Origin of the sequence: Liquorilactobacillus nagelii DSM 13675, from assembly GCF_019444005.1 — a bacterium.
Classification (GTDB): domain Bacteria; phylum Bacillota; class Bacilli; order Lactobacillales; family Lactobacillaceae; genus Liquorilactobacillus; species Liquorilactobacillus nagelii.
Map to the genome: position 1 here is coordinate 1,590,779 of NZ_CP049304.1, position 20,408 is coordinate 1,611,186.

Genomic DNA, 20,408 nt, shown 5'->3' on the forward strand with positions numbered 1-20,408 from the left:
AACACGGCTGAAGCGGTATGCAACAAATTTAACAACTATTGATTCATTTTTATAGCTTACTTATTTTTGGCCAGCAGTTTTACTATTATTCGGTAAATTATAAATAGTTTCACCATTTTTACTATAGTAATATTTTTCGCGAATTAATTTTTGTAAATAGTCATCATCTTTTAATTGTCGTGTTTGCTGCTTTAATTCACGATGTTGCTGCAAAACTTGGTCTAATTTACTAGTAGCTACTTTTTTCTGTTGAACTAGGTTACTTGTCAAATGTTGCGTTCGAAATACTTGGCTACCTAGAAGTAAAAAACTAATTGCGAAAAACGCAATAATAACTATCATGCGACGGCGGTGAACTCGTTTGTTATGCAGTTTTTGCGTCTGCAGCTGCGCTTGGTAACTTTTTTTTTCAAAATAAGAATTATTTAGAATTTCAACTTTATTAACACGTTGCCTACTCAAACAAGCCCACCTCCATTTATTTTCAATTTGATTATAACAAAACCTAGTTTAGTTCGTCTAATTAAGTGACCAACTTAATTTTTGGCATTTTCGCTGATAATCTGATACAACCCTTCAGCATCTGCCTTTTTGGCATTTGGTACTAACGCTGTTACCTCAATAACTAAAGTCTTATTTCCAAAATTAATTGTTAGTTGATCTCCAATTGCAACATTGGTCGCTGATTTAGCTGGTCTTTGATTTATTAAAATTCTTCCTTGATCAGCAATCTGCTTGGCAACAGTTCGCCGTTTAATAATTCGTGATATCTTTAAGAACTTATCTACTCGCATTAAAATTCCCCCTTAACTTCGGTAACAATCCTATTTTCAATTTAAAAATTTCTGGTCTAAAAGCTGAAATCTGAGTGTACAAGCAAAAAAAGCTATTATTCCAATTGGAATGGCTGCTAATAATACCCAGAAACTTCCTAATCTGGAAAAACTAACTTGATTTTGAATTAGTAGCGCTGTTATTTTTACGCTGATTCCCATTACAGACAACGTAATCAATAATTTTCTAAGCCAACCAGCTGTTCGTAAATAAGAAAAACCAACATTTTTTTCAAGTCTTCCTGCGACTATCATTCCAGCCAAAAGACTGAGAACTGAACCCCACGCAGCACCATTAATTCCATACGGTGTAATCAATAGCCAATTGAAAAACATTTTGCCAATTGTTATTAGTAAGATAACTTTAAAAGCTGCCACTTGCTGCTCCTCAATTTGCAGTAAGACATTATCTAAAATGATGATCGTCGCTAGAGGAATTGTCAAACTATTAACTGCCAGGGCGAAGGACCCTTGAGCGCTTCCGAATAAAACCCAATTAATCTGCGGCATCAAGACAGTCAAACCAATTGCAGCAGCGAATGCAAATAACAGCGCTAGTTGAAAAAGCTGCTGAACTTTCAATCTAACAATTTGGTTACTTTGTTTTTTTTGTTGGTTAATCAGTGCTGGTAGTGAACTAACCGCAATTGCATTAGTAATTACCAATCCTAATTGTAATAAGGGCTGGCCTCGATCAAAAACTCCTTTCAAAGCCGCTGCAGTTGTTGGCAGCAAACCACTTGCTTGGAGATATTTTTTCAATGTAAATGAATCAATTAATTGTAGTAATATTAATAAAGCTGCATTTAAACAAAAAATTAGTCCTTCAGTAAATAAGGGGCGTGCTAATTTTTTTAATTCTGCCACCGTAACTGCTACTTTTGTAAAACGTAATTCGTGAAAAAATACTGGCCAGAAAAAAAGCATCGCCGCGGCTGCTCCAAAAGTCCCACCTAGAATTGCCCAGCTCCCAATTGTGTACAGCGATAAATGTTGACGAATGCCGATTGCAGCTGCCGCTAAAATAATTCCTACTCGAAGTACCTGTTCAACTAATTGTGAATGAGCGGTTGTCGTCATATCTAAATTTCCTTGACAGTATCCACGACCAACCGCTAAAAAAGGCATCAACAAATACATCCAACTAACATTTTGAATAACAATTGCTAAATGTGAGTCATCCATTGCAACTGCTATTTTAGTTGAAAATAATTGCAAAAGGATAAATAGGCTACCTCCAAAAAGTAGTAATAAATACCAATAATTTCTAGCGATTACCTTTTTTTGCAATTGATTGTTTTCTTGAGCTACTTTTTTGGAAATAAAAGCTGGAAAGCCAGTTAAAGCAAAGGTCATTCCAATTCCGTAAAACGGATAAACTTGTTGGTAAATATAAAAGCCAATATTACCAACCATATTTTGAAAGGGTATTCGATAAACAGCACTTAGTATTTTAACAATCAATGAAGTAATCGCTAACCAAACTGTTCCATGAAGGAGCAGGCTATTGCTTCGTTTTTGTTTCATTTTTCTTCCCTTTCAGCCTTTGATTCTCACTGTCTGCTAAAAAAGCAAACAACTTTTCAAATTGTGTAATAACCTCAAGCAACTCTGATTTTGGCTGTTGATTCAATATCAAATTAAAGCATCCACTCTCATTTTTGATTGTTGCTTTCAGGTTTGTTTGTGCTAAAGCTGCTAGGAGATCACGAGCTGTCAAATAATCAGCAAATTGCTTGGCAAAAATTATTATAAATTTACGATCCACTTGCTGAATTGATTTAACCTGAATTTGATCGGCCAACATTTTTAGCCGACCAATTTCCAACAAATTGGCAACGGGACTGGGATAGTCGCCAAAACGATCTAGTAAATCAGCTTGAATTTCATCAAACTGCGCTTGATTTTGCAATTGGCGTATTCGTTTATAGATTTCAATTTTCTGACGTGGATCAGCAATATATTCACTTGGTAAATATGCTTCTAAATCCAAATCAATTTCTGCATCACTGACTAAACGAACCTGTTTTCCTTGCTTCTTAGCAACTGCATCTTTTAACATTTGCACATATAAATCATAACCGACAGAATCGATAAAGCCATGTTGTTGTCTTCCCAATAAATTACCGGCACCGCGAATTGCCAAATCACGCATCGCAATTTTAAACCCAGAACCCAGTTCGGTAAAGTCTTTAATTGCCTCTAGTCGTTTTTCACTGATCTCAGTTAAAACCTTATCTGGACGATACATAAAGTAGGCATATGCCATCCGATTACTCCGACCTACTCGACCACGCAGCTGATATAATTGCGCTAACCCCATTTTATCAGCATCCTCCACAATCAAGGTATTAACATTGGGAATATCGATTCCAGTTTCAATAATTGTTGTAGTAACCAAGACATCGAATTCTCCATTAATGAAATCCAATAGAATTCGTTCAAGTTGCGCTTCTGACATTTGACCATGAATATACCCAATTCGCGCTTCAGGTATCATTGCTTTCAATTCCGTAACTGTTCGTTCAATATCGGCCACGCGATTGTGCAAATAAAAAGTCTGACCACCACGATTGATTTCTCGGTGAACCGCATCAGCTATTAAACTATAATCTTGTTCAATTACATAAGTTTGGATTGGAAATCGATTTAATGGTGCAGTTTCAATTACCGATAAATCCCTAACTCCCAACATTGACATATTCAATGTTCTTGGAATTGGAGTAGCCGTCAAAGTTAATACGTCAATCGAAGAACGCAACTCTTTAATTTTTTCCTTATGTTTAACTCCGAAGCGCTGTTCTTCATCAACAATTAACAAACCTAAATCTTTAAATTTAACATCTTTTGATAATAGTCGATGAGTTCCAACCACGATATCCAGCTGACCAGCTGCTAATTTTTTTAAAGTCTGTTTAACTTGCTGTTGCGTTCTAAAACGTGACAAAATTCCAATTTCTACTGGAAATCCCTCAAAACGACTAAGCATTGTTTCATAATGCTGCTGTGCCAAAACCGTCGTTGGTACTAAAAAAGCTACTTGTTTTCCATCTTGAATCGCCTTAAAAGCTGCGCGTAATGCAACCTCAGTCTTGCCGTAGCCCACATCACCAATTAGCAACCGGTCCATCGGCTTACTCTGCTGCATATCATGCTTGATTTCACGTGTACTACGCAACTGGTCAGGAGTCTCCGTATATGCAAATGCCGCTTCAAACTCATGTTGAAATTCATCATCTAGTGAGTAGGCAAAGCCCTTTTCAGTTTCACGTTTAGCATACAGTTCAACTAACTCATCTGCAATATCCTCAACTTTAGCTGCTACCCGACGTTTGGTTTTCTCCCAATCACTACCACCCAGTTTATTTAAATGTGGGGATTTTCCTTCAGCTGAAACATATTTTTGAATCCGATCAATTTGTTTAACCGGTACAAATAACTTACCAGCATCTTGATATTCAATCGTCAGATAATCTTGATGTTTTCCACGATCACTAATAGTCTTAATACCCAAAAAGCGTCCGATTCCGTGATTAACATGGACAACGTAATCGCCCTTTTTTAAGTCAGTATAGCTTTTTAGACGCTCAGTATTTTCCATTGTCAACCGGCGTGGCTGCTTAGCTTTAACTTTCTGAAAAAGTTCACTTTCAGTTACTATTACTAGTTTAAGCTGGGGCAATTCAAAACCGTGATTAAAACCAATTTGGACTAATTGAGGTTGACCTAAATTTAATTCTTTCGTCGTATTAATTTCAACTGGCATTGCAAAATCAATCAGTGTTTGTTGAATTTTTCTAATTCTAGCTGGATTATTAATTGCAAAAATTACTGTTTGCTGTTGCTTTTTCCAACGCTGCATTTCTGTCTTCAAGAGCGGCATTTGTCCAAAAAATTGTTGAATCATTCGAACCTGAATATCAGCAATTGAACTAAATGTCAGCTTTCCCATTCCTTTACGGAAAAGAGCCAAAAAAATTGAGTTATGCTGATCTTTTTTTTGCCATTCCTTAATTGTAGTTGTTGGTTGACTAGCTTCGAATAACTTTCCACTAGCCAATTGATTTGTCTCCCAAGCCATTTGTTCTTGTTGCTGCAAGCGCTGGCTTTCAACTATTCGTGGCAAATCATCCCAAAAAACAACTCCCTTATCCAGCAAATAATCAAGTAAAGAATTCTTTTCAGCTAGCAGCCCGCGTTTAAAAGCGGCTGCCCAAGCTGGAAATTGTCTCGCCGTCAAGGCCGCTGTCAACTTATAGTTAATATTATTTAAATTTTCTCGAAACTCTTTTTGAACAGCTGATGTGCTAACTTTTTGATACTGTTTTTTTAACACCGCTAAAGCATGGGCTTGCTGAGCAGCATCAAGCGGATATTCACTGGCTGGTAAAACTGTAATACAATCCAAGTTTTGCAAGCTACGTTGGTTGCTCGCTGAAAATTCACGAATTGAATCAATCTCTGTATCGAATAAATCAATTCTGATCGGATTCAATTGATCAAAAGGATAGATATCCACGATAGAACCACGAACAGCAAACTCGCCTTTTTTAGCCACTAATTGCTGCCGCTGATAGCCAACGCTATTCAAAAAAGTTATGAATTTATTTAAATCAAGATTCATTCCTGGTTTTAGTTGCCTGATTTGTTCTCGCCACTGAACAGGAGGCAACAATGGATACCCAATTCCGCTAGCAGCCGTAACTGTTATTTTAGGAACTTGCATTCCAGCCAAAGTCTGGATTCGTGCTGCTCGAAACTCCGGTGAAGCAATAGCAGTTTCTGCAGCCATGGTCTCTTCAACTGGAAAAAAATTAACTTGATTGGGACCTAATAACGCAATCAATTCATCAACTAATCCTTGGGCGTGATTTAGAGTATCTTCAACTATCAGTATTGGCTTTTTTAATTGCTGCAAATAAGTCTGCAGCAATAACGGCTTTATTGCTGGTTGAACTCCCGTTAATAAAAAATTTTCTCCAGTACTCTGCTTTACTCTTTTAATTAAATCATTAACTTCAGGTAATTTTAAAAAAATATCTTCAATTTTCATTATTGAAAAGTACTATTTCTCCTTATGATTAAACTCATTCATCGCTTTAGCAAAATCGTCTGTCTGTAACCAAAACTTGACAGCTGCAATTGCTTGGTCAAGTCCAACAGCAATTTCCGGCTGTTGTTTCTTAGAGAAACTTGACAATACCCAGTCTACCACTGTTTGATGTTCCGGGTGATCAATTCCGATTCTCAAACGTTTAAACTTTTGACCACCGACAGCAGCAATAATACTTTTAATGCCATTGTGGCCTCCAGCTGAGCCCTTTTGCCGTAATCGCAACTGGCCGGTGGGTAAGTCCATATCATCATGGATAATCAACAAATCTGCTGGTTCTAATTTATAGTAATTCAGCAAAGCTGCCACACTGCGACCAGACTCATTCATATAAGTTGTCGGTTTGGCTAAAATAATTTTTTCTTGTCGATAAAACCATTTAGTTAGCATTGCTTCTTGCCGTGGACCAGAGAAATTTAAGCCTTCTTGTTGGGCTATATGATCTAAAACCATAAATCCAGTGTTATGTCGCGTATTTTCATATTCTTTTCCGATATTTCCAAGTCCAACTACAAGTTTCATTATTTATTACTCCATTTCTTCACTATTTCCAAAATCATTTGTAAAAGTTTTCGCTATACATTGCAAATATTATTTTTCTCAAGCAAATACTAACTGTACAACTTTGCACATAAAAGAATTATCAGCATACATTATCAGCGAATAGTATACCACAGCCGGGTTTTTATCTGAAAAAAATGTTTGAAAACCACTTCACATTTTTCAGAAAAAAGTGGTATACTAACGATGTGTTACTAAGTTCACTTATGAAAGGATGAAGAACTGTGTCAAAAACACAAAATCATCAAAAAGTTATTTTAGTCGGCGACGGCGCTGTAGGTTCTAGTTTTGCATATGCAATGGCTCTCCAAGGAGTTGCTGAAGAATTCGGTATCGTGGATGTTGTTAAGGAACGCACCGAAGGCGATGCACTTGATTTAGCTGATGCGACTGCACTCTCATACCCAAAGAAGATTTATTCAGCAGAATATTCTGACTGCAAAGATGCAGATTTAGTTGTTATCACTGCTGGCGCACCTCAAAAACCAGGTGAAACTCGTCTTGACTTGGTTAACAAAAATTTGAAGATTCTTTCAAGTATTGTTAAACCAGTTGTTGAATCAGGTTTCAACGGTATTTTCTTGGTTGCCGCTAACCCAGTTGATATTTTAACATATGCAACTTGGAAATTCTCTGGTTTTCCAAAGAATCGGGTTATTGGTTCTGGTACTTCTCTGGATACTTCTCGTTTGCGCGTTGCTTTAGGTGAATTGATGGGTGTCCACGATCCTCGTTCGGTCCATGCATATATTATGGGTGAACATGGTGATTCTGAGTTTGCTGCTTATTCAGCTGCAACTGTTGGTGGTCTTCCAATTCTTGACTGGGCTAAAGCAAATGGCGTTACCAAAGAACAATTAGCTAAAGTTGAAGACGATGTTCGTAACAAAGCTTATGTTATCATCAGTAAAAAAGGTGCTACCTTCTATGGTGTTGCAACAGCTTTAGCTCGTATTTCAAAAGCTATTTTACGTGATGAAGATGCTGTTCTTCCTGTTTCAGCATACATGGATGGTCAGTATGGTTTGAACGATATTTATATTGGAACACCAGCTGTTGTTAATGGTAACGGTCTTGATCGAATTCTTGAAGTTCCATTAAGTGCTGAAGAAGAAAAGAAAATGACTGATTCTGCCAAAACCTTGAAACAGGTTTTAAACGACGGTTTGAATAATCTGAAAAAATAATTAATTTTTAATTGTTTTTCTGAAGAACCAAACAATTATTTTGTTTGGTTCTTTTTGTTGTGGTAAAAAATTGTTTTAATCAAAAACTCAATCAGTTTTATTTGTTTTCAATAATTTTCTTGAGATAATTTTATTAAATCCTCTCTCCTTTTTAAAGCCAAAATATGCTAAGATTAATTAGAATGTTTTAATCATGGAGGAGATAAACAAATGCTATTTAAGTCATTAATCAAACCTAAAGACGAACTAACAACTGTTCGAGAAGATATTACTCTCGAAAAAGCATTAGAAACCCTGGAAAAATCTGGCTTTCGCTGTGTGCCGATTCTTGATAAAACTGGTCAGATTTTCCGCGGTAACATTTACAAAATGCATATTTACCGACATAAGTCACGTGGTGGAGATATGCAACTGCCAGTAACTTATTTATTAAAGAATGCTACCAAGTTTGTTTCTTTAGACTCAGCCTTTTTTAAAGTTTTTTTCACAATTAAGGATCTACCTTATATTACTGTCCTAGATGAACATAACTTTTTTTACGGCATTTTGACTCATTCGAGCCTGTTAAACATGTTATCACAATCTTGGAATGTCAATGTAGGTAGTTATGTTTTAACTGTTCTATCATTGGGTGAACGTGGTGACTTAGTTGATATGGCTAAAATTATCACGAAGTACACTTCAATTGCTAGTTGTATCACCTTAGATGTCCAAGCACAAAGTTTAGTCCATCGAGTATTATTTACTTTGCCATCAGGTGTCGACCCAGAACGATTAAAGCGAATTGTAGCGAGTCTTGAACGCAAAAGTTTTAAAGTTGTTGAAATTGAAGATCTTAATTCTTAAAGTTTTTGTTTTTTATACAAATATCCCACTGCTTTTTGAGATTTATTTCTCAAAACAGTGGGATATTTATTTTTATGTGGCATTGTGCAACTAATTTTTATGTATATCAGTCAGCCCTAAGCTGACACATACAGCTTGATCAATCTGCTGCATTTTTTGATTGGTAATATGAGTTATTTTGTCTTGGAGACGTTGTTTATCAATCGTGCGAATTTGCTCCAAAAGTACAACTGAATCTCGTTCAATACCAACTTTTTCTGCCTTTAAACCAACGTGTGTTGGCATCTTTGGCTTTTGAATCTGAGCAGTTATTGCTGCGATAACAACTGTCGGACTATAACGATTACCGATATTATTCTGAATAATCAAAACCGGACGTTTTCCACCCTGTTCAGATCCAACCACCGGGGATAAATCAGCAAAGAAAATATCCCCGCGTTTGACTTCTTTAACTGTCATATGTTCCTCCTAACTTTTTTGATTTTCATCATCGCATTCACAACCAACAAATTCATCACAAATTTGTTGATTAATCGGTCCCATCTCTGTATACCCTGAAATCAGCTCATCAAGTATTTGCTGGTGGCTAACAACATAATTTAATAATGTCGGATTGTGTTGTATTTCAGCCTGATCAATCGCATAATAATCACAATAAATTGCTAACCGATCCTGTTTATTTAAAAATTTTCTATCAAATTGGTCTGCCTGATTCTGACTAGCCATCAGCTATCCCCACTTTCACTAATTTCTTTTACTCAGCTGAATTAATCAATATATTCACGTGGCACTCTTGCAGAAATTCCACAAAGAACTTCATAATGGATGGTCTGGGCATAATTAGCAACTTCTTGTGCCGTGATTTGCAAACTGCCCTCACTGCCAATCAACGTAACTTTAGTTCCAACAGGTACCTGTTCAGGCAGCCTGACCATAATTTGATCCATGCAGACTCGACCAACTATTTCACATTTTTTTCCATTTACCAAAACTTTCGAACCTTGCATTCGTCGCAACCAACCATCTGCATAACCTAACGGAACTGTTCCAATCCATTCCTTCTTTTGTGCTGTATAAGTTTTACCATAACCCACTGATTCTCCAGCATTTACAACTCTGACAGCTGCTAATTGACTAATCAAACTTAAAGCTGGTTTAAAAGGTGCTGGCATAGCTAATACATTGCCAGATGGATTTAACCCATACATTGAGATTCCAAAACGGATCATATTACCACCGCAAGCTTGATGCCATAACGATGCGGCCGAATTAGCTACATGTACGTAAGGCGGTAAAGGGTTGACAACCGCTAACAATTGCTGAAATTTTTTTAGTTGCTGTTGGTAATAGCCATCAGTTGCGGCATCTGCAGTCGCAAAATGTGTGAAGATCCCTTGGAATTCAAATTCTGCTGGATGGGTTCGTAAAAAGTTAACTGCGTTTTGCAAATCTACGGTCGTCTTAAAACCAATTCGGCTCATTCCCGTATCAAGTGCCAAATGAACAGCTAGTTTCAAATGCTCTGAATGCAATAGCCGTTCGGATTGTTTTAAAAATTCCAAACTATCTACCGCGACAGACAAATGATTAGCCGCCATTAATGGAGCTAGCTCTGCTGGATTAACACCTAAAATCAAAATTGGCTTTGTTAAGCCCGCTCGTCGCAAAGCCAATCCTTCGTCAATTACTGCGACACAAAAGCCCTCAACTCCCGCTGTTTGGGCTGCCATTGCCACAGGTATTAAGCCATGCCCATACGCATTTGCCTTGACCACAGCAAATAATTGTTGTCCTTTTTTTAGCAATTTTTTCTCTAATTTAATGTTTTCCTTAATTGCATTCAAATCAATGATTGCTTTAGTCGGTCGATGCCATGCTTCAACCATTAGCTATCTTCTCCCTTTTTTCGAGAATTACTTCTGTCATCACTAATGTTGCTGTATGTGAAATCGAAATTTGTGCTTCTAACCTTTCAGCTTGTGGATAAAGCGTGAAAATCGGTTTACCAGTAACTGTGTCAGGAATTATTTCCAAGTCTTGAAAAGTAACTGCTGAACCGATTCCAGTTCCAAAAGCCTTAGAAAAAGATTCCTTAGCCGAAAAGCGACCAGCGATAAATTCTGCTTTACGCTGTCCTTTATAATTTTCAAAAACTTTTAATTCTGCTGGAGTCAAAACTCGCTTAACAAAATTGTAATTTTTTTTCCAAGCTTGTTCAACTCGTTGAATTTCAGTTAAATCAATTCCAATTCCATAAATCATTCTACTTTTTCACCATCCACTAGCCACTAGATCCATTCTCATACTCATCTGCAATCTTACCACAAGTTGGCCGAGCAAAAAACTCTAAAATAAAAAGAGCAGCTCTCAAGTTCACCACCAGCTGCCCTTCAATTGGTTATTATTAAGTTTAGTCAGCCCGTTTGATGGTAAACTGGCGTTTTTTCGAATGTTGCCGATTAAATTTTTCACGGCTCTTATCTTTTTTCGAATGATACTGGCGATGGTTATCTTTTTGATAGCGACTACGACCACCACGTGATTTATTATATCCACCTTTGAAATTCTTATTATTATGTTTACGACGTGGTAAAGGACGTTCCGGAGTAATTTTTACCGGAACTTCAGCAGCTGAATCATGAGTCAACTCGTTTAGCAACAAAGCAACTAAATCAGTTGCTGAATGTTCTTCAAGTAATTTTTCCGCTTGAACATTGAATTTAGCAGTATCAGTGTTTTTTAACAATTCTTCAACTTGTTCAACCGCCGAAGAAATTTGTCCAATGAATGCTTCCTGTTCTGTCGGTGGTTTCAGAGGATCCATTCTCTTTTTTGTTAAATGTTCAATAACTCTTAAATAATCCATTTCATTTGGGGTCACAAAAGTAACTGAAACACCATGATGTCCGGCACGACCTGTCCGACCAATACGATGAACATAACTTTCTGGGTCTTGCGGAATATCATAATTGTAGACGTGAGTAACTCCTGAAATATCCAACCCACGAGCTGCGACATCAGTTGCAACCAAAATATCAAGTTTGCCAGCTTTAAATTGTTTTAGAATGCTCATTCGGCGTTGTTGTGATAGATCACCATGAATTCCCTTAGCATTATATCCTCGAGCTTCAAGCCCCTTAGAAAGCTCGTCAACACGTCGTTTTGTCCGACCAAAAATAATTGTCAGTTCAGGTGATTGAACGTCAAAGATGCGCGTCATAACATCAAATTTTTCAAAGTCACGTGCTCGTACATAAAACTGATCAACCAAATCCGTTGTTAGTTCTTTGGCTTTAATTTTGACAATTTTCGGTTCTTGCATAAACTTTTCACCGATTTTCAAAATTGCTGGCGGCATTGTAGCAGAAAATAATAAGGTTTGCCGTTTTGCCGGAACTTCCTTAATGATACTTTCGATATCCTCAACAAAACCCATATCCAACATCTCATCAGCTTCATCTAAAACAACTGTTTTGACTTGTGACAAATCAACTGTATGGCGACGAATATGATCAAGTAAACGTCCTGGAGTTCCTACTAAAATTTGTGGTGCTCGTTTCAGCGAATGAATTTGTCGACGAATGTCAGCTCCACCATAAACAACTTGAACTTTAGCTTTTTCATCCTTACCCAAACGAAAAAGTTCTTCTTGTGTTTGAATCGCTAATTCACGTGTCGGTGAAACGATTAAAGCTTGGGCTTGGTTAAGCTTGGTATCCACATGTTCCAAAATCGGTAGTCCAAAAGCAGCTGTTTTACCAGTTCCTGTCTGAGCTTGTCCGATTACATCATCGCCTTTCAGTACCAGTGGAATTGTTTGCTCCTGAATTGGGGTAGCTTCCTCAAATCCACTGCGTTTAATTGCTTTTAACAAGTAATCTGAAAGACCAAGTTCTGTAAATTTCAAAAAATATTTCCTCCTAAAATTATTAAAAATTAAACATAATTAACACAAAGCAGTCAAAACTTCTTCTAAATGTATACCATGACTGCCCTTTAATAAAACTAAATCTGTTGGTTCGATTAGATCATTTAAATCAGCCAGCAATTGTGTCTTTTGATTGCTGGCATATAAATGAAGACGTTCTGGAGTAAACTTAGCTGCCAACGCCTGTTGTAAAGCAGCCATATGACTGCCGCACAAAAAAACTTCTGCAATCTGCTTAGGATCAATATCAGCGGCTAACCCAGCATGTAATTTAGCCGCTGCTGTTCCTAATTCAAGCATGTCTCCCAAAACAATGAAACGTTGCCCCCTGGTTGGAACTTGTGAAAAGGCTCTGAGAACTAGATGAGCGGCTGTCGGATTGGAATTGTATACATCACTCAAAATCCGTTCTTGCTTTTTCCCAATCAGCCATTCAGTTCGGTTAGCGGTAGCCTGAAAAGTCGTCAAAGCTGAAATCATCTTTTTAATCGGTAAATGAAAATAATCGCCAACGGCCAAAGCAGCTAAAGCATTGTTAACATTATAACTGCCAATCATCGGCACTGTAACATTGTCCTCTGGCCAGCATGCTACCCGGAAACTTGTCCGTTTTTCATCGCTAACAATATTCAAAGCTTGGAAATCATTATTGCCTGATTCTCCAAATGTTCTAGTGTCTTGCAGCAATTTTTTGGTCCGTTCACGTAAGAGTGGCTCATCTCCGTTATAAACTAAAACACCATCTTCTTTTAAACCATGTACAATTTCCATTTTAGCATCAGCAATCTTGTCACGGCTGCCGAAGAATTCGATATGCGCTTCACCAATCATCGTAATGACAGCAACATCTGGTTCAACTAAACGGCTCAGATGATCTAATTCACCAAAATGATCCATTCCCATTTCAACAACCAATATTTCAGTATTAGGTTCCATTTCCAAAATAGTCATGGGAACCCCAATTTGATTATTAAAGTTCGCATGAGTTTTTTGAACATTGAAACTTGTTTCTAAAATTGCTGCAACCATATCTTTGGTTGTTGTCTTTCCATTGCTGCCTGTTACAGCGACTACTTGCGGGTTAATTTTTGCTAGGTAATATTTAGCCAATTGCTGAAAAGCAGCCAAAGTATCGGTTACAGATAAGATTGGAAAATTATTTTCCGGAGCTTGATGATCACTTTGCCACAAAGTTGCTGCAGCCTTTCCTTCGATTGCTCGATTAAGATAATCATGACCATCATGAATTCCAACTAATGGGATAAACAGAGCACCCGGTTGCAAACTGCGAGTATCAAAAGAAACACTTGTAATTATAATATCTTCCCAATTCTCCCCAGGTGTTATTTTCAGTGCTTTCGCAATTTCTGCTAATCGCATCTTCATTGATAAAACTTCCTTTCACTGCAAGCAGTCTTCAACCATTTAGTTTAATCTCTTACTTAGACTTTGCTTGCAGAAATAACGATCGACCAGTTAAATGACCCTTGTTATTGTATCATAAATCACCTAGCCATAAAAAAGAACAAAACCCTCCAGTTGGTAAGAACTGCTGAAGGGTAAATTATAAGTAATTTAGATTCAAGTAATTGTATTTACCATCCTAAAAATTTAAATTATCCTCAAACGCTTCTGGTGTTAACACAAGCAAGTCCCACTTACCAGTATTCAACTGATATTTGAGTCGACCAACTAGATTTGATTTTTCAATCATCATTGTCGGTTCATGCCATTTTAATTGATAAACCGAATCTGGTGCAGCTAAAATTGGTATCGTAATTTCAGGGCCACGAAGTTTTAACCCCCCAAAATCAAAAACTGCCCCGCTAATCATTAGTGGCAGTAACTGTTTGGCAACAGCTACCGGGAAAGCCTGAATTCGATATCTCAAGCGCAGAAAAGCTCTTTTTTCACGATAAGCTTTTGCCAAATGATTTGTCACAGCTTGAACCATTACGCGATAAAAATTCGGCAAAAAGCGATAATAAACCTTATTTGCACCATTTGGTAACGTTAAATAAACAAAATTATTTTGTAGTTTATAATAAAATGGTGACTTTAAGTGTGTAAAAGCATGACCTAAGTATAACATCTCTGAAACTTCTTGGGGAGTCAACGATTCCAAATCAAATGAATTATCAAAATCAATCCAACACAGATTTTCATTAGATCGATCATGTAGAAATGATTTAACATTTTCTATCCCGATATACATATTGAAACCCGAGTAAATATCAATTTCTTGGTTAGGATCAACCGGAGCCAGCGAAAGAACATTTTCCGGTAGATGTGAGCAACCATCGATAAAATCCTTAACTCCAATACCATAAGTCAACGTCAGATGCGATACTTTATCAAGATGCACATATACAATGTCATTGCGCATTTCTTTTCCCCTGTTTCATTTCTCTGTTGATTACATTCTTTCCAAACGAGCAATCCGCTCTTCAGTGGGCGGATGAGTATCAAACAAATGAGTCCAAGACTTATCCTTGAACGGGTTGGAAATATAGAGCGAGGAACTACTTGGATCAGCGTTTTTCATGGGCTCACTATTAGAAATTTTCTGCAGTGCACTTATTAAGCCTTGTGGGTTACGAGTCAATTCCACTCCGGAAGCATCTGCCAAAAATTCGCGATTACGTGACAAAGCCATTTGTGCCAGTGAAGCTGCCAATGGCCCTAAAATCAATACGAAAATTGATAACACTAACACTAAAACATTTGCTCCATTGTTGTCGTCATCACGCCGGCGACTACCACCACCCCACCAAAAGAAGTTACCGCCTAGATTGACTAAGGCTGAAATAACTGCAACAAGTGCCAAAGCGGTTGTTTGCAATCGGATATCATAATTTCTGATATGGGAGATTTCATGAGCAATTACTCCCTCCAGCTCTTCACGATTCAAGCGATTTAACAACCCACGAGTAACAGCAACAGCCGAATGTTCAGGATCTCTTCCTGTAGCAAAAGCATTCGGACTGGGATCTTCAATAATAAAAACTCGTGGCATTGGTACTTTTCCAACTAGGGACATATCTTCAATAATATGCCATAATTCTGGGAACTCTGATTCATGCTTAATTTCAACTGCTTGATTCATATTCATCACAATTTCGGTTGAACGGGATAACATTGAAAGCATGTAAAAAGTTCCTAAAACAACCGCTAACAAAACCCCTGCCGTCGCACTATTCCAAAAGACATACCCTAATGAGGCACCAATCAAAGCAACCAATAATAAAAACCCAAACATTACATAAAATGTTCGACGCTTGTTTTGAGCAATTTGGTTAAATAACATTTTTATTTGCTCCTTTAATTAAAGCTAAAAAGAAACCTTAGGCGCATTTTTTTCTTCAGTCGGTACTTCTAAATAAGCAACTTTAGTCATTCCATGGATTTTAGCAATCATATTCGACGGGAAAGTTAACAATTTCTGATTGTAGGCTGCCGCACTTGAATTAAATAACTGGCGTGAATAAGCAATTTTATTTTCTGTATTTGCTAATTCTTCCATTAACTTGGTGAACTCTTGATTAGCCTTAAGATCAGGGTAACTTTCAGCCAAAGCAAAAATTGATTTTAGCGATTCACTCAATTGATTGGACAGTTCCATTTTCTTTTGTTGCTGATCAGTTGGAACACTAATTAACTGGTTACGTAATTCAACAACTTGAGCAAAAGTTTCACGTTCATGCTTAGCATAGCCTTTAGTTGTTTCAACCAAATTTGGAATCAGATCATTCCGTCGTTTCAATTGAACATCGATTTGGCTCCAAGATTCATCTGTGTAAACTTTAGCTTTTTGCAGACCATTGTAAATAGCAATGTAAGCAACAACTATAACAGCTATTATTAAAATTATAATCCAGATCATTTTTTCCCTCCAATTAATTACCGTACAACGAAAAACACTATCATTTTAAATAATCATAACAGACCAGCTAACTAGAATAAAGTAATTTAATAGTTTGCTACGCAAATTCAAGTTCTATAAACTACCAAACTAAAAGCCGGGTGCAAAACAAGCGTTTTGCCCCGGCTAAATAACGGTACCAATTATGGTAAGCTACATTCACTCCACAATGTCTGCAGCAGGCACACCAGAAAATCCGCTGGTATCTGTGTCCCGTTTCGATTTGAACCATCAATTGCCGCAGCAAAATAATGAAAATCATTACCTGGTTCTTCTCGACTCATCGCATAACTCAAATCATAACACATTTTTTTTTTTTAACAAGTCCAAAATTAATATTTTCAATTAATTAAATTGCCTTTTGCATTTGATGATGCGGAATTCCCGCATCAAAAAAGCCCGCACCCACAACATGAAATCCCAATTTTTGATAAAAAGATTGTGCTTGGTCTTGAGCACCTAAAGTCAGATAAGGTATTTGCTGATTGCGCGCGTCTTGTTCAATCTTTTGTAATAGTTTGCTAGCTAATCCCTGACTTCGATAGGCCTTACGAGTAGCTACTCTTTGAATATGCCAAGCTCCATCTCTTTCAACAATTACCCGAGCTGTCGCCCCTGCCACATCAGCAACATATGCAACATAGTATACTGCTTGATCTTCATGATCCAATTCCAATTCTGGTGCTACGCCTTGTTCAAGAATAAAAACTTCTTTCCGAATTTCTACTGCTGCTTGATAGATTTCTCCATAATTTCCCTTGACAATTTTAATAATTGGTTGCATTCAATTTTCCTCCTTAGAGCTCAAAAAACTAGCATTAAGAATTTTTAAGTTAGCCTTGCTCCAAATTTTTGTTAAAAAAATACCCAATGATTGTAGTCGCTTGAAATTTCAAACTATAAGACTAAAATAGAACTGTAGGATAATTTCTGCACAGTGTGGATTTCAAAGGAAAGAGGCGATTGCAATGTCGAACAAATTAAGTAAGGAAGAACGCAAAGCATTAGCTCGAAAAGCCTTAGAAGACCGCGCAAAACATCCTCAAAAAAAGAGTGGTTCTGGTTTTGCACATCTTGATGCCGACGCCAAAAAATTAACCAAATAGCTTTTAAGTTTGGTTATCATTTAAGCAACTAGAGGACTGTGACAATATTTTGCCCAGCCCTTTTTTGTACCCCTTCAAAACTTTTGGCCAGATATATTACCCTTGCTTTACAAGTGGATGTGACTGATCTGCTAAAGCTGTAGCAAAAACCTCAGTTTGCTTCAAATCAGTAATTGAAAAATAAATATTTTTAAAAGCTGTAGCAAATTCAGTTGATTGTAAAACATCTTTGAACACCCCAGCAACTAATTGTGGATCGTTTTGAAAACTGCCACAGCCGAATGCCCCTAAAATCAAATCATTATCTCCCAAAATTGAAAATTGACGCAGAAATTGCGTAATTCTCAATTTAAACTCGGATTGGATCTGCTCAGTAGTTGGCTGATATTTTTCTCTCCTCATTAAAGAAATATCTGGGGCTGCCATGCTAATTACATCTACCGACCTAGCTGGCTTTAAATACTGTTTCTCAGTCTCATCTCTTAAAAATTTAACTTGGTATGAAACAATCATTCGTCGCGTATAAAAACCATGGTTCTCATGTTGTTGATTATAATAATAATACTCTCGTCGAAAAGTGCGCAGCTCCGGATATAGATATGAATTACGGCAAATTGTTTGTTCTTGAGCATTGATTCCTTGTTTAAAATTACCCCCAATGTCAATTGGACTTGCAAAATTTAATATACCAACAGTCTTTGCAACCGAAATTTTTTTTAATCGTTGTAAGAGATTTTCATTTTCCACAAAAATCCGTGTTTTCTGCTGAAAACGGGGTTTTATTGGCGCTAGCAGATTACTAACTAATTTAGAATGTTGTGGCAAATCATTCATCTCAATTTGATACAAATTCATCGTATGATGTGCAATATTACGGTAATCTTCTGAAGTTAAATTTGTCACTTATCTTGCCTACCTTAAATTTTCTTTCTTTTATTATCATAACACATCGTTCTCTTCTAATCTATTTTTAATTTAAGTCTTCGCTTATTTTTAACAAAAAAAATAAGCTAAACAATTTTGTTCAGCTTATTCCAAGCTACTTTTTCATTTTATTTAATGACTAAGAATCCAGAAGAACAAGATAAAGACAAAGAATAAAATATACATAATCGGATGAACTTCTTTACCTCTTTTTGCAGCAATCATTGTAATTGGATAAGCGATAAACCCTAAAGCTAATCCATCAGAAATACTATAAGTTAGAGGCATTCCTAATAAAATTAAAAATGAAGGGATTGCAATTTCTAATTTTTCCCACTTAACATTCTTCATGCTTTGGGCCATCAAAACGCCAACAATAATCAAAGCTGGAGCTGTTACTTGACTTGTAACTACCGATAACAGTGGTGAAAAGAACAGTCCAAAAATAAATAAAACACCAGTTGTAACAGCCGTTAACCCTGAGCGACCGCCAACCGCGATTCCAGCAGAGGATTCAATATAAGCACTCACTGGTGAGGTTCCTAACAATGAGCCAGCTAACATAGCGGTTGAATCCGACATTAAAGCTTCACCGATTCGTGGCATCTTATTATCTTTCATAAAACCAGCTTGTTGAGCCAATCCCACCAAAGTACCAGCCGTATCAAAGAATGTTACTAACAAGAAAGTTAAAACGACAACTACTAATTGTAAAGAATTAATGTCACCAATATGTTTAACTGCAACTAAAAAAGTTGGTTTCAAACTTGGTGCCATTGAGAAAACTTCAGTTGGGAGTTTAATCATTCCTAAAACAATTCCTAAGATTGATGTTGCCACCATTCCAATAAAGATTCCACCAGGTACTCTTTTAACCATTAAAATGGCAGTTAAAATCAGTCCAAAGATTGTCAACCAAGTTGTGCCTGAAAATCCGCCTAAACTAACAATTGTTGACTTATCAGCTACAATTAATCCCCCATCGGCTAAACCAATAAAGGCAATAAACAAGCCTATTCCACCTGAAATTGCATATTTTAGATCTGCTGGAATAGCATTAATGATTAATTCTCGCAGTTTGAATACTGTAATTATCAAGAAAATAATTGAAGCTATAAAAACACCAGCTAAGGCTGTTTGCCAAGGAATCTTCATCCCAATACATACCGAATATGCAAAAAAGGCATTGACTCCTAATCCAGGAGCTGTCGCGATCGGATATTTTGACAGAATTCCCATCATCAAACACCCAAGCGCACTCGCCAAGGCGGTCGCCGTAAAGACAGCTCCTTTATTCATCCCTGAAGCACCTAAAACACTTGGATTTACAAAAAGAATGTACGCCATCGAAATAAAGGTCGTAAAGCCTGCTAACAATTCTCTTTTAAAAGTTGTTCCTAATTCGGCCAAACCAAAATAATTATCAATCTTTTCTTTCACAAATTTTACCCCTTTTCCGAACATTGTCGGTGTATAAATGCAATAAAGAACGTTATTTACTATACTATAACTTTAATTAAATGTAAACCAACATTCATCATAAGCTAAAAAATATTGTGAGAAGAAAGTCTCCGGAAATTGATTGTATGTAAAACATACTAAATTGATTTTAATCAGGCTTAACTAAGAGATACTTTTTCCAAGTTTTTGGACAAAAAAAAATCCCTAAACTGGGATTTTTTATTTATTTGCTGGTTAAACCATATTTCTTGTTGAAACGATCAACACGGCCATCAGCCTGTGTGAATTTCTGACGTCCAGTGTAGAATGGATGTGAATCGCAAGAAATTTCAACACGAATCAACGGGTAAGTTTTACCATCTTCCCATTCAACTGTTTCTTTTGAATTCTTAGTTGAACCAGACAAAAATTTATAGCCAGTAGCTGAATCTTGAAAAACTACTGCATGATAATCTGGATGAATACCTTTTTTCATTTGAGACTCTCCTTTGCCCTAATTCATTTGCTGAACTAGAGTTGATCTTAAT

General features: G+C 36.8%; 21 protein-coding genes. 3 read left to right on the top strand and 18 right to left on the bottom strand.

What is annotated here, in order from left to right:
* Positions 1-60 precede the first annotated feature (60 nt).
* From G6O73_RS08085 to pth, 5 genes are all read right to left on the bottom strand, one after another.
* Positions 61-462, bottom strand: a complete 402-nt coding sequence (locus G6O73_RS08085) for an FtsB family cell division protein (RefSeq protein WP_057885702.1) — start codon at positions 460-462, stop codon at positions 61-63.
* Between the two features lie 74 nt (positions 463-536).
* Complete coding sequence (locus G6O73_RS08090) at positions 537-794, bottom strand: RNA-binding S4 domain-containing protein (RefSeq protein WP_057885701.1); 258 nt, start codon at positions 792-794, stop codon at positions 537-539.
* A 36-nt stretch (positions 795-830) separates the two neighbouring features.
* A complete protein-coding gene (locus G6O73_RS08095; protein WP_057885700.1) occupies positions 831-2,360 on the bottom strand; it encodes a polysaccharide biosynthesis protein in 1,530 nt (509 codons plus the stop codon).
* Positions 2,338-5,886: a transcription-repair coupling factor gene (gene mfd, locus G6O73_RS08100; protein ID WP_057885699.1), complete on the bottom strand. Its 3,549-nt coding sequence runs from the start codon at positions 5,884-5,886 to the stop codon at positions 2,338-2,340. Before mfd ends, G6O73_RS08095 begins: the two co-directional genes overlap by 23 nt.
* A 12-nt stretch (positions 5,887-5,898) precedes the next feature.
* On the bottom strand, positions 5,899-6,468 hold the full coding sequence (gene pth / locus G6O73_RS08105; protein WP_057885698.1) for an aminoacyl-tRNA hydrolase: 570 nt from the start codon (positions 6,466-6,468) through the stop codon (positions 5,899-5,901).
* A 263-nt stretch (positions 6,469-6,731) separates the two neighbouring features.
* Here pth and G6O73_RS08110 point away from each other — a divergent pair, with 263 nt between their 5' ends.
* Both G6O73_RS08110 and cbpA read left to right on the top strand, forming a co-directional pair.
* On the top strand, positions 6,732-7,694 hold the full coding sequence (locus tag G6O73_RS08110) for an L-lactate dehydrogenase (RefSeq protein WP_057885697.1): 963 nt from the start codon (positions 6,732-6,734) through the stop codon (positions 7,692-7,694).
* A 210-nt stretch (positions 7,695-7,904) separates the two neighbouring features.
* Positions 7,905-8,540 carry a cyclic di-AMP binding protein CbpA gene (cbpA, locus tag G6O73_RS08115; RefSeq protein ID WP_057885696.1) on the top strand — a complete coding sequence of 212 codons (636 nt, stop codon included), beginning with the start codon at positions 7,905-7,907 and terminating at the stop codon, positions 8,538-8,540.
* Between the two features lie 90 nt (positions 8,541-8,630).
* On the opposite strand, the gene G6O73_RS08120 is transcribed toward cbpA, so the two are convergent.
* From G6O73_RS08120 to G6O73_RS08165, 10 genes are all read right to left on the bottom strand, one after another.
* Entirely contained in the window at positions 8,631-8,999 is a 369-nt protein-coding gene (locus G6O73_RS08120; RefSeq protein WP_057885695.1) for a type II toxin-antitoxin system PemK/MazF family toxin, read from the bottom strand.
* A 9-nt stretch (positions 9,000-9,008) separates the two neighbouring features.
* On the bottom strand, positions 9,009-9,266 hold the full coding sequence (locus G6O73_RS08125; protein WP_057885694.1) for a hypothetical protein: 258 nt from the start codon (positions 9,264-9,266) through the stop codon (positions 9,009-9,011).
* A 41-nt stretch (positions 9,267-9,307) separates the two neighbouring features.
* Positions 9,308-10,426, bottom strand: coding sequence for an alanine racemase (alr, locus tag G6O73_RS08130; RefSeq protein WP_057885693.1), 1,119 nt, complete (start codon positions 10,424-10,426; stop codon positions 9,308-9,310).
* On the bottom strand, positions 10,419-10,802 hold the full coding sequence (gene acpS, locus G6O73_RS08135) for a holo-ACP synthase (RefSeq protein ID WP_057885692.1): 384 nt from the start codon (positions 10,800-10,802) through the stop codon (positions 10,419-10,421). Before acpS ends, alr begins: the two co-directional genes overlap by 8 nt.
* Positions 10,803-10,950: 148 nt before the next feature.
* Entirely contained in the window at positions 10,951-12,447 is a 1,497-nt protein-coding gene (cshA, locus tag G6O73_RS08140) for a degradosome RNA helicase CshA (protein WP_057885691.1), read from the bottom strand.
* 39 nt (positions 12,448-12,486) lie between these two features.
* Entirely contained in the window at positions 12,487-13,854 is a 1,368-nt protein-coding gene (locus G6O73_RS08145; protein WP_057885690.1) for a UDP-N-acetylmuramoyl-tripeptide--D-alanyl-D-alanine ligase, read from the bottom strand.
* Positions 13,855-14,071: 217 nt separating this feature from the next.
* Positions 14,072-14,854, bottom strand: a complete 783-nt coding sequence (locus G6O73_RS08150) for a hypothetical protein (RefSeq protein WP_057885689.1) — start codon at positions 14,852-14,854, stop codon at positions 14,072-14,074.
* Between the two features lie 30 nt (positions 14,855-14,884).
* A complete protein-coding gene (gene htpX / locus G6O73_RS08155) occupies positions 14,885-15,775 on the bottom strand; it encodes a zinc metalloprotease HtpX (protein WP_057885688.1) in 891 nt (296 codons plus the stop codon).
* Positions 15,776-15,799: 24 nt separating this feature from the next.
* Positions 15,800-16,351, bottom strand: coding sequence for a LemA family protein (locus tag G6O73_RS08160; protein WP_057885687.1), 552 nt, complete (start codon positions 16,349-16,351; stop codon positions 15,800-15,802).
* Between the two features lie 388 nt (positions 16,352-16,739).
* Positions 16,740-17,174: a GNAT family N-acetyltransferase gene (locus G6O73_RS08165; protein ID WP_057885686.1), complete on the bottom strand. Its 435-nt coding sequence runs from the start codon at positions 17,172-17,174 to the stop codon at positions 16,740-16,742.
* Between the two features lie 184 nt (positions 17,175-17,358).
* Between G6O73_RS08165 and G6O73_RS08170 the strand changes: the two genes are divergently transcribed.
* Positions 17,359-17,496 carry a hypothetical protein gene (locus tag G6O73_RS08170; RefSeq protein ID WP_169787468.1) on the top strand — a complete coding sequence of 46 codons (138 nt, stop codon included), beginning with the start codon at positions 17,359-17,361 and terminating at the stop codon, positions 17,494-17,496.
* A gap of 96 nt (positions 17,497-17,592) precedes the next feature.
* Here the strand turns inward: G6O73_RS08170 and G6O73_RS08175 are convergent, their stop codons facing one another.
* From G6O73_RS08175 to G6O73_RS08185, 3 genes are all read right to left on the bottom strand, one after another.
* Positions 17,593-18,399: a TIGR02452 family protein gene (locus G6O73_RS08175; RefSeq protein ID WP_057885685.1), complete on the bottom strand. Its 807-nt coding sequence runs from the start codon at positions 18,397-18,399 to the stop codon at positions 17,593-17,595.
* A 153-nt stretch (positions 18,400-18,552) separates the two neighbouring features.
* A complete protein-coding gene (locus G6O73_RS08180; RefSeq protein ID WP_057885684.1) occupies positions 18,553-19,860 on the bottom strand; it encodes an NCS2 family permease in 1,308 nt (435 codons plus the stop codon).
* A gap of 244 nt (positions 19,861-20,104) precedes the next feature.
* A complete protein-coding gene (locus G6O73_RS08185; protein WP_057885683.1) occupies positions 20,105-20,356 on the bottom strand; it encodes a type B 50S ribosomal protein L31 in 252 nt (83 codons plus the stop codon).
* Between the last annotated feature and the right edge of the window lie 52 nt (positions 20,357-20,408).

Coding starts and splice junctions, on each gene's coding strand:
- G6O73_RS08090 (WP_057885701.1), bottom strand. CDS start 794: ATGCGAGTAGATAAGTTCTTAAAGATATCACGAATTATTAAACGGCGA.
- G6O73_RS08095 (WP_057885700.1), bottom strand. CDS start 2,360: ATGAAACAAAAACGAAGCAATAGCCTGCTCCTTCATGGAACAGTTTGG.
- mfd (WP_057885699.1), bottom strand. CDS start 5,886: ATGAAAATTGAAGATATTTTTTTAAAATTACCTGAAGTTAATGATTTA.
- pth (WP_057885698.1), bottom strand. CDS start 6,468: ATGAAACTTGTAGTTGGACTTGGAAATATCGGAAAAGAATATGAAAAT.
- cbpA (WP_057885696.1), top strand. CDS start 7,905: ATGCTATTTAAGTCATTAATCAAACCTAAAGACGAACTAACAACTGTT.
- G6O73_RS08120 (WP_057885695.1), bottom strand. CDS start 8,999: ATGACAGTTAAAGAAGTCAAACGCGGGGATATTTTCTTTGCTGATTTA.
- G6O73_RS08125 (WP_057885694.1), bottom strand. CDS start 9,266: ATGGCTAGTCAGAATCAGGCAGACCAATTTGATAGAAAATTTTTAAAT.
- alr (WP_057885693.1), bottom strand. CDS start 10,426: ATGGTTGAAGCATGGCATCGACCGACTAAAGCAATCATTGATTTGAAT.
- acpS (WP_057885692.1), bottom strand. CDS start 10,802: ATGATTTATGGAATTGGAATTGATTTAACTGAAATTCAACGAGTTGAA.
- G6O73_RS08145 (WP_057885690.1), bottom strand. CDS start 13,854: ATGAAGATGCGATTAGCAGAAATTGCGAAAGCACTGAAAATAACACCT.
- G6O73_RS08150 (WP_057885689.1), bottom strand. CDS start 14,854: ATGCGCAATGACATTGTATATGTGCATCTTGATAAAGTATCGCATCTG.
- htpX (WP_057885688.1), bottom strand. CDS start 15,775: ATGTTATTTAACCAAATTGCTCAAAACAAGCGTCGAACATTTTATGTA.
- G6O73_RS08160 (WP_057885687.1), bottom strand. CDS start 16,351: ATGATCTGGATTATAATTTTAATAATAGCTGTTATAGTTGTTGCTTAC.
- G6O73_RS08165 (WP_057885686.1), bottom strand. CDS start 17,174: ATGCAACCAATTATTAAAATTGTCAAGGGAAATTATGGAGAAATCTAT.
- G6O73_RS08170 (WP_169787468.1), top strand. CDS start 17,359: ATGTCGAACAAATTAAGTAAGGAAGAACGCAAAGCATTAGCTCGAAAA.
- G6O73_RS08185 (WP_057885683.1), bottom strand. CDS start 20,356: ATGAAAAAAGGTATTCATCCAGATTATCATGCAGTAGTTTTTCAAGAT.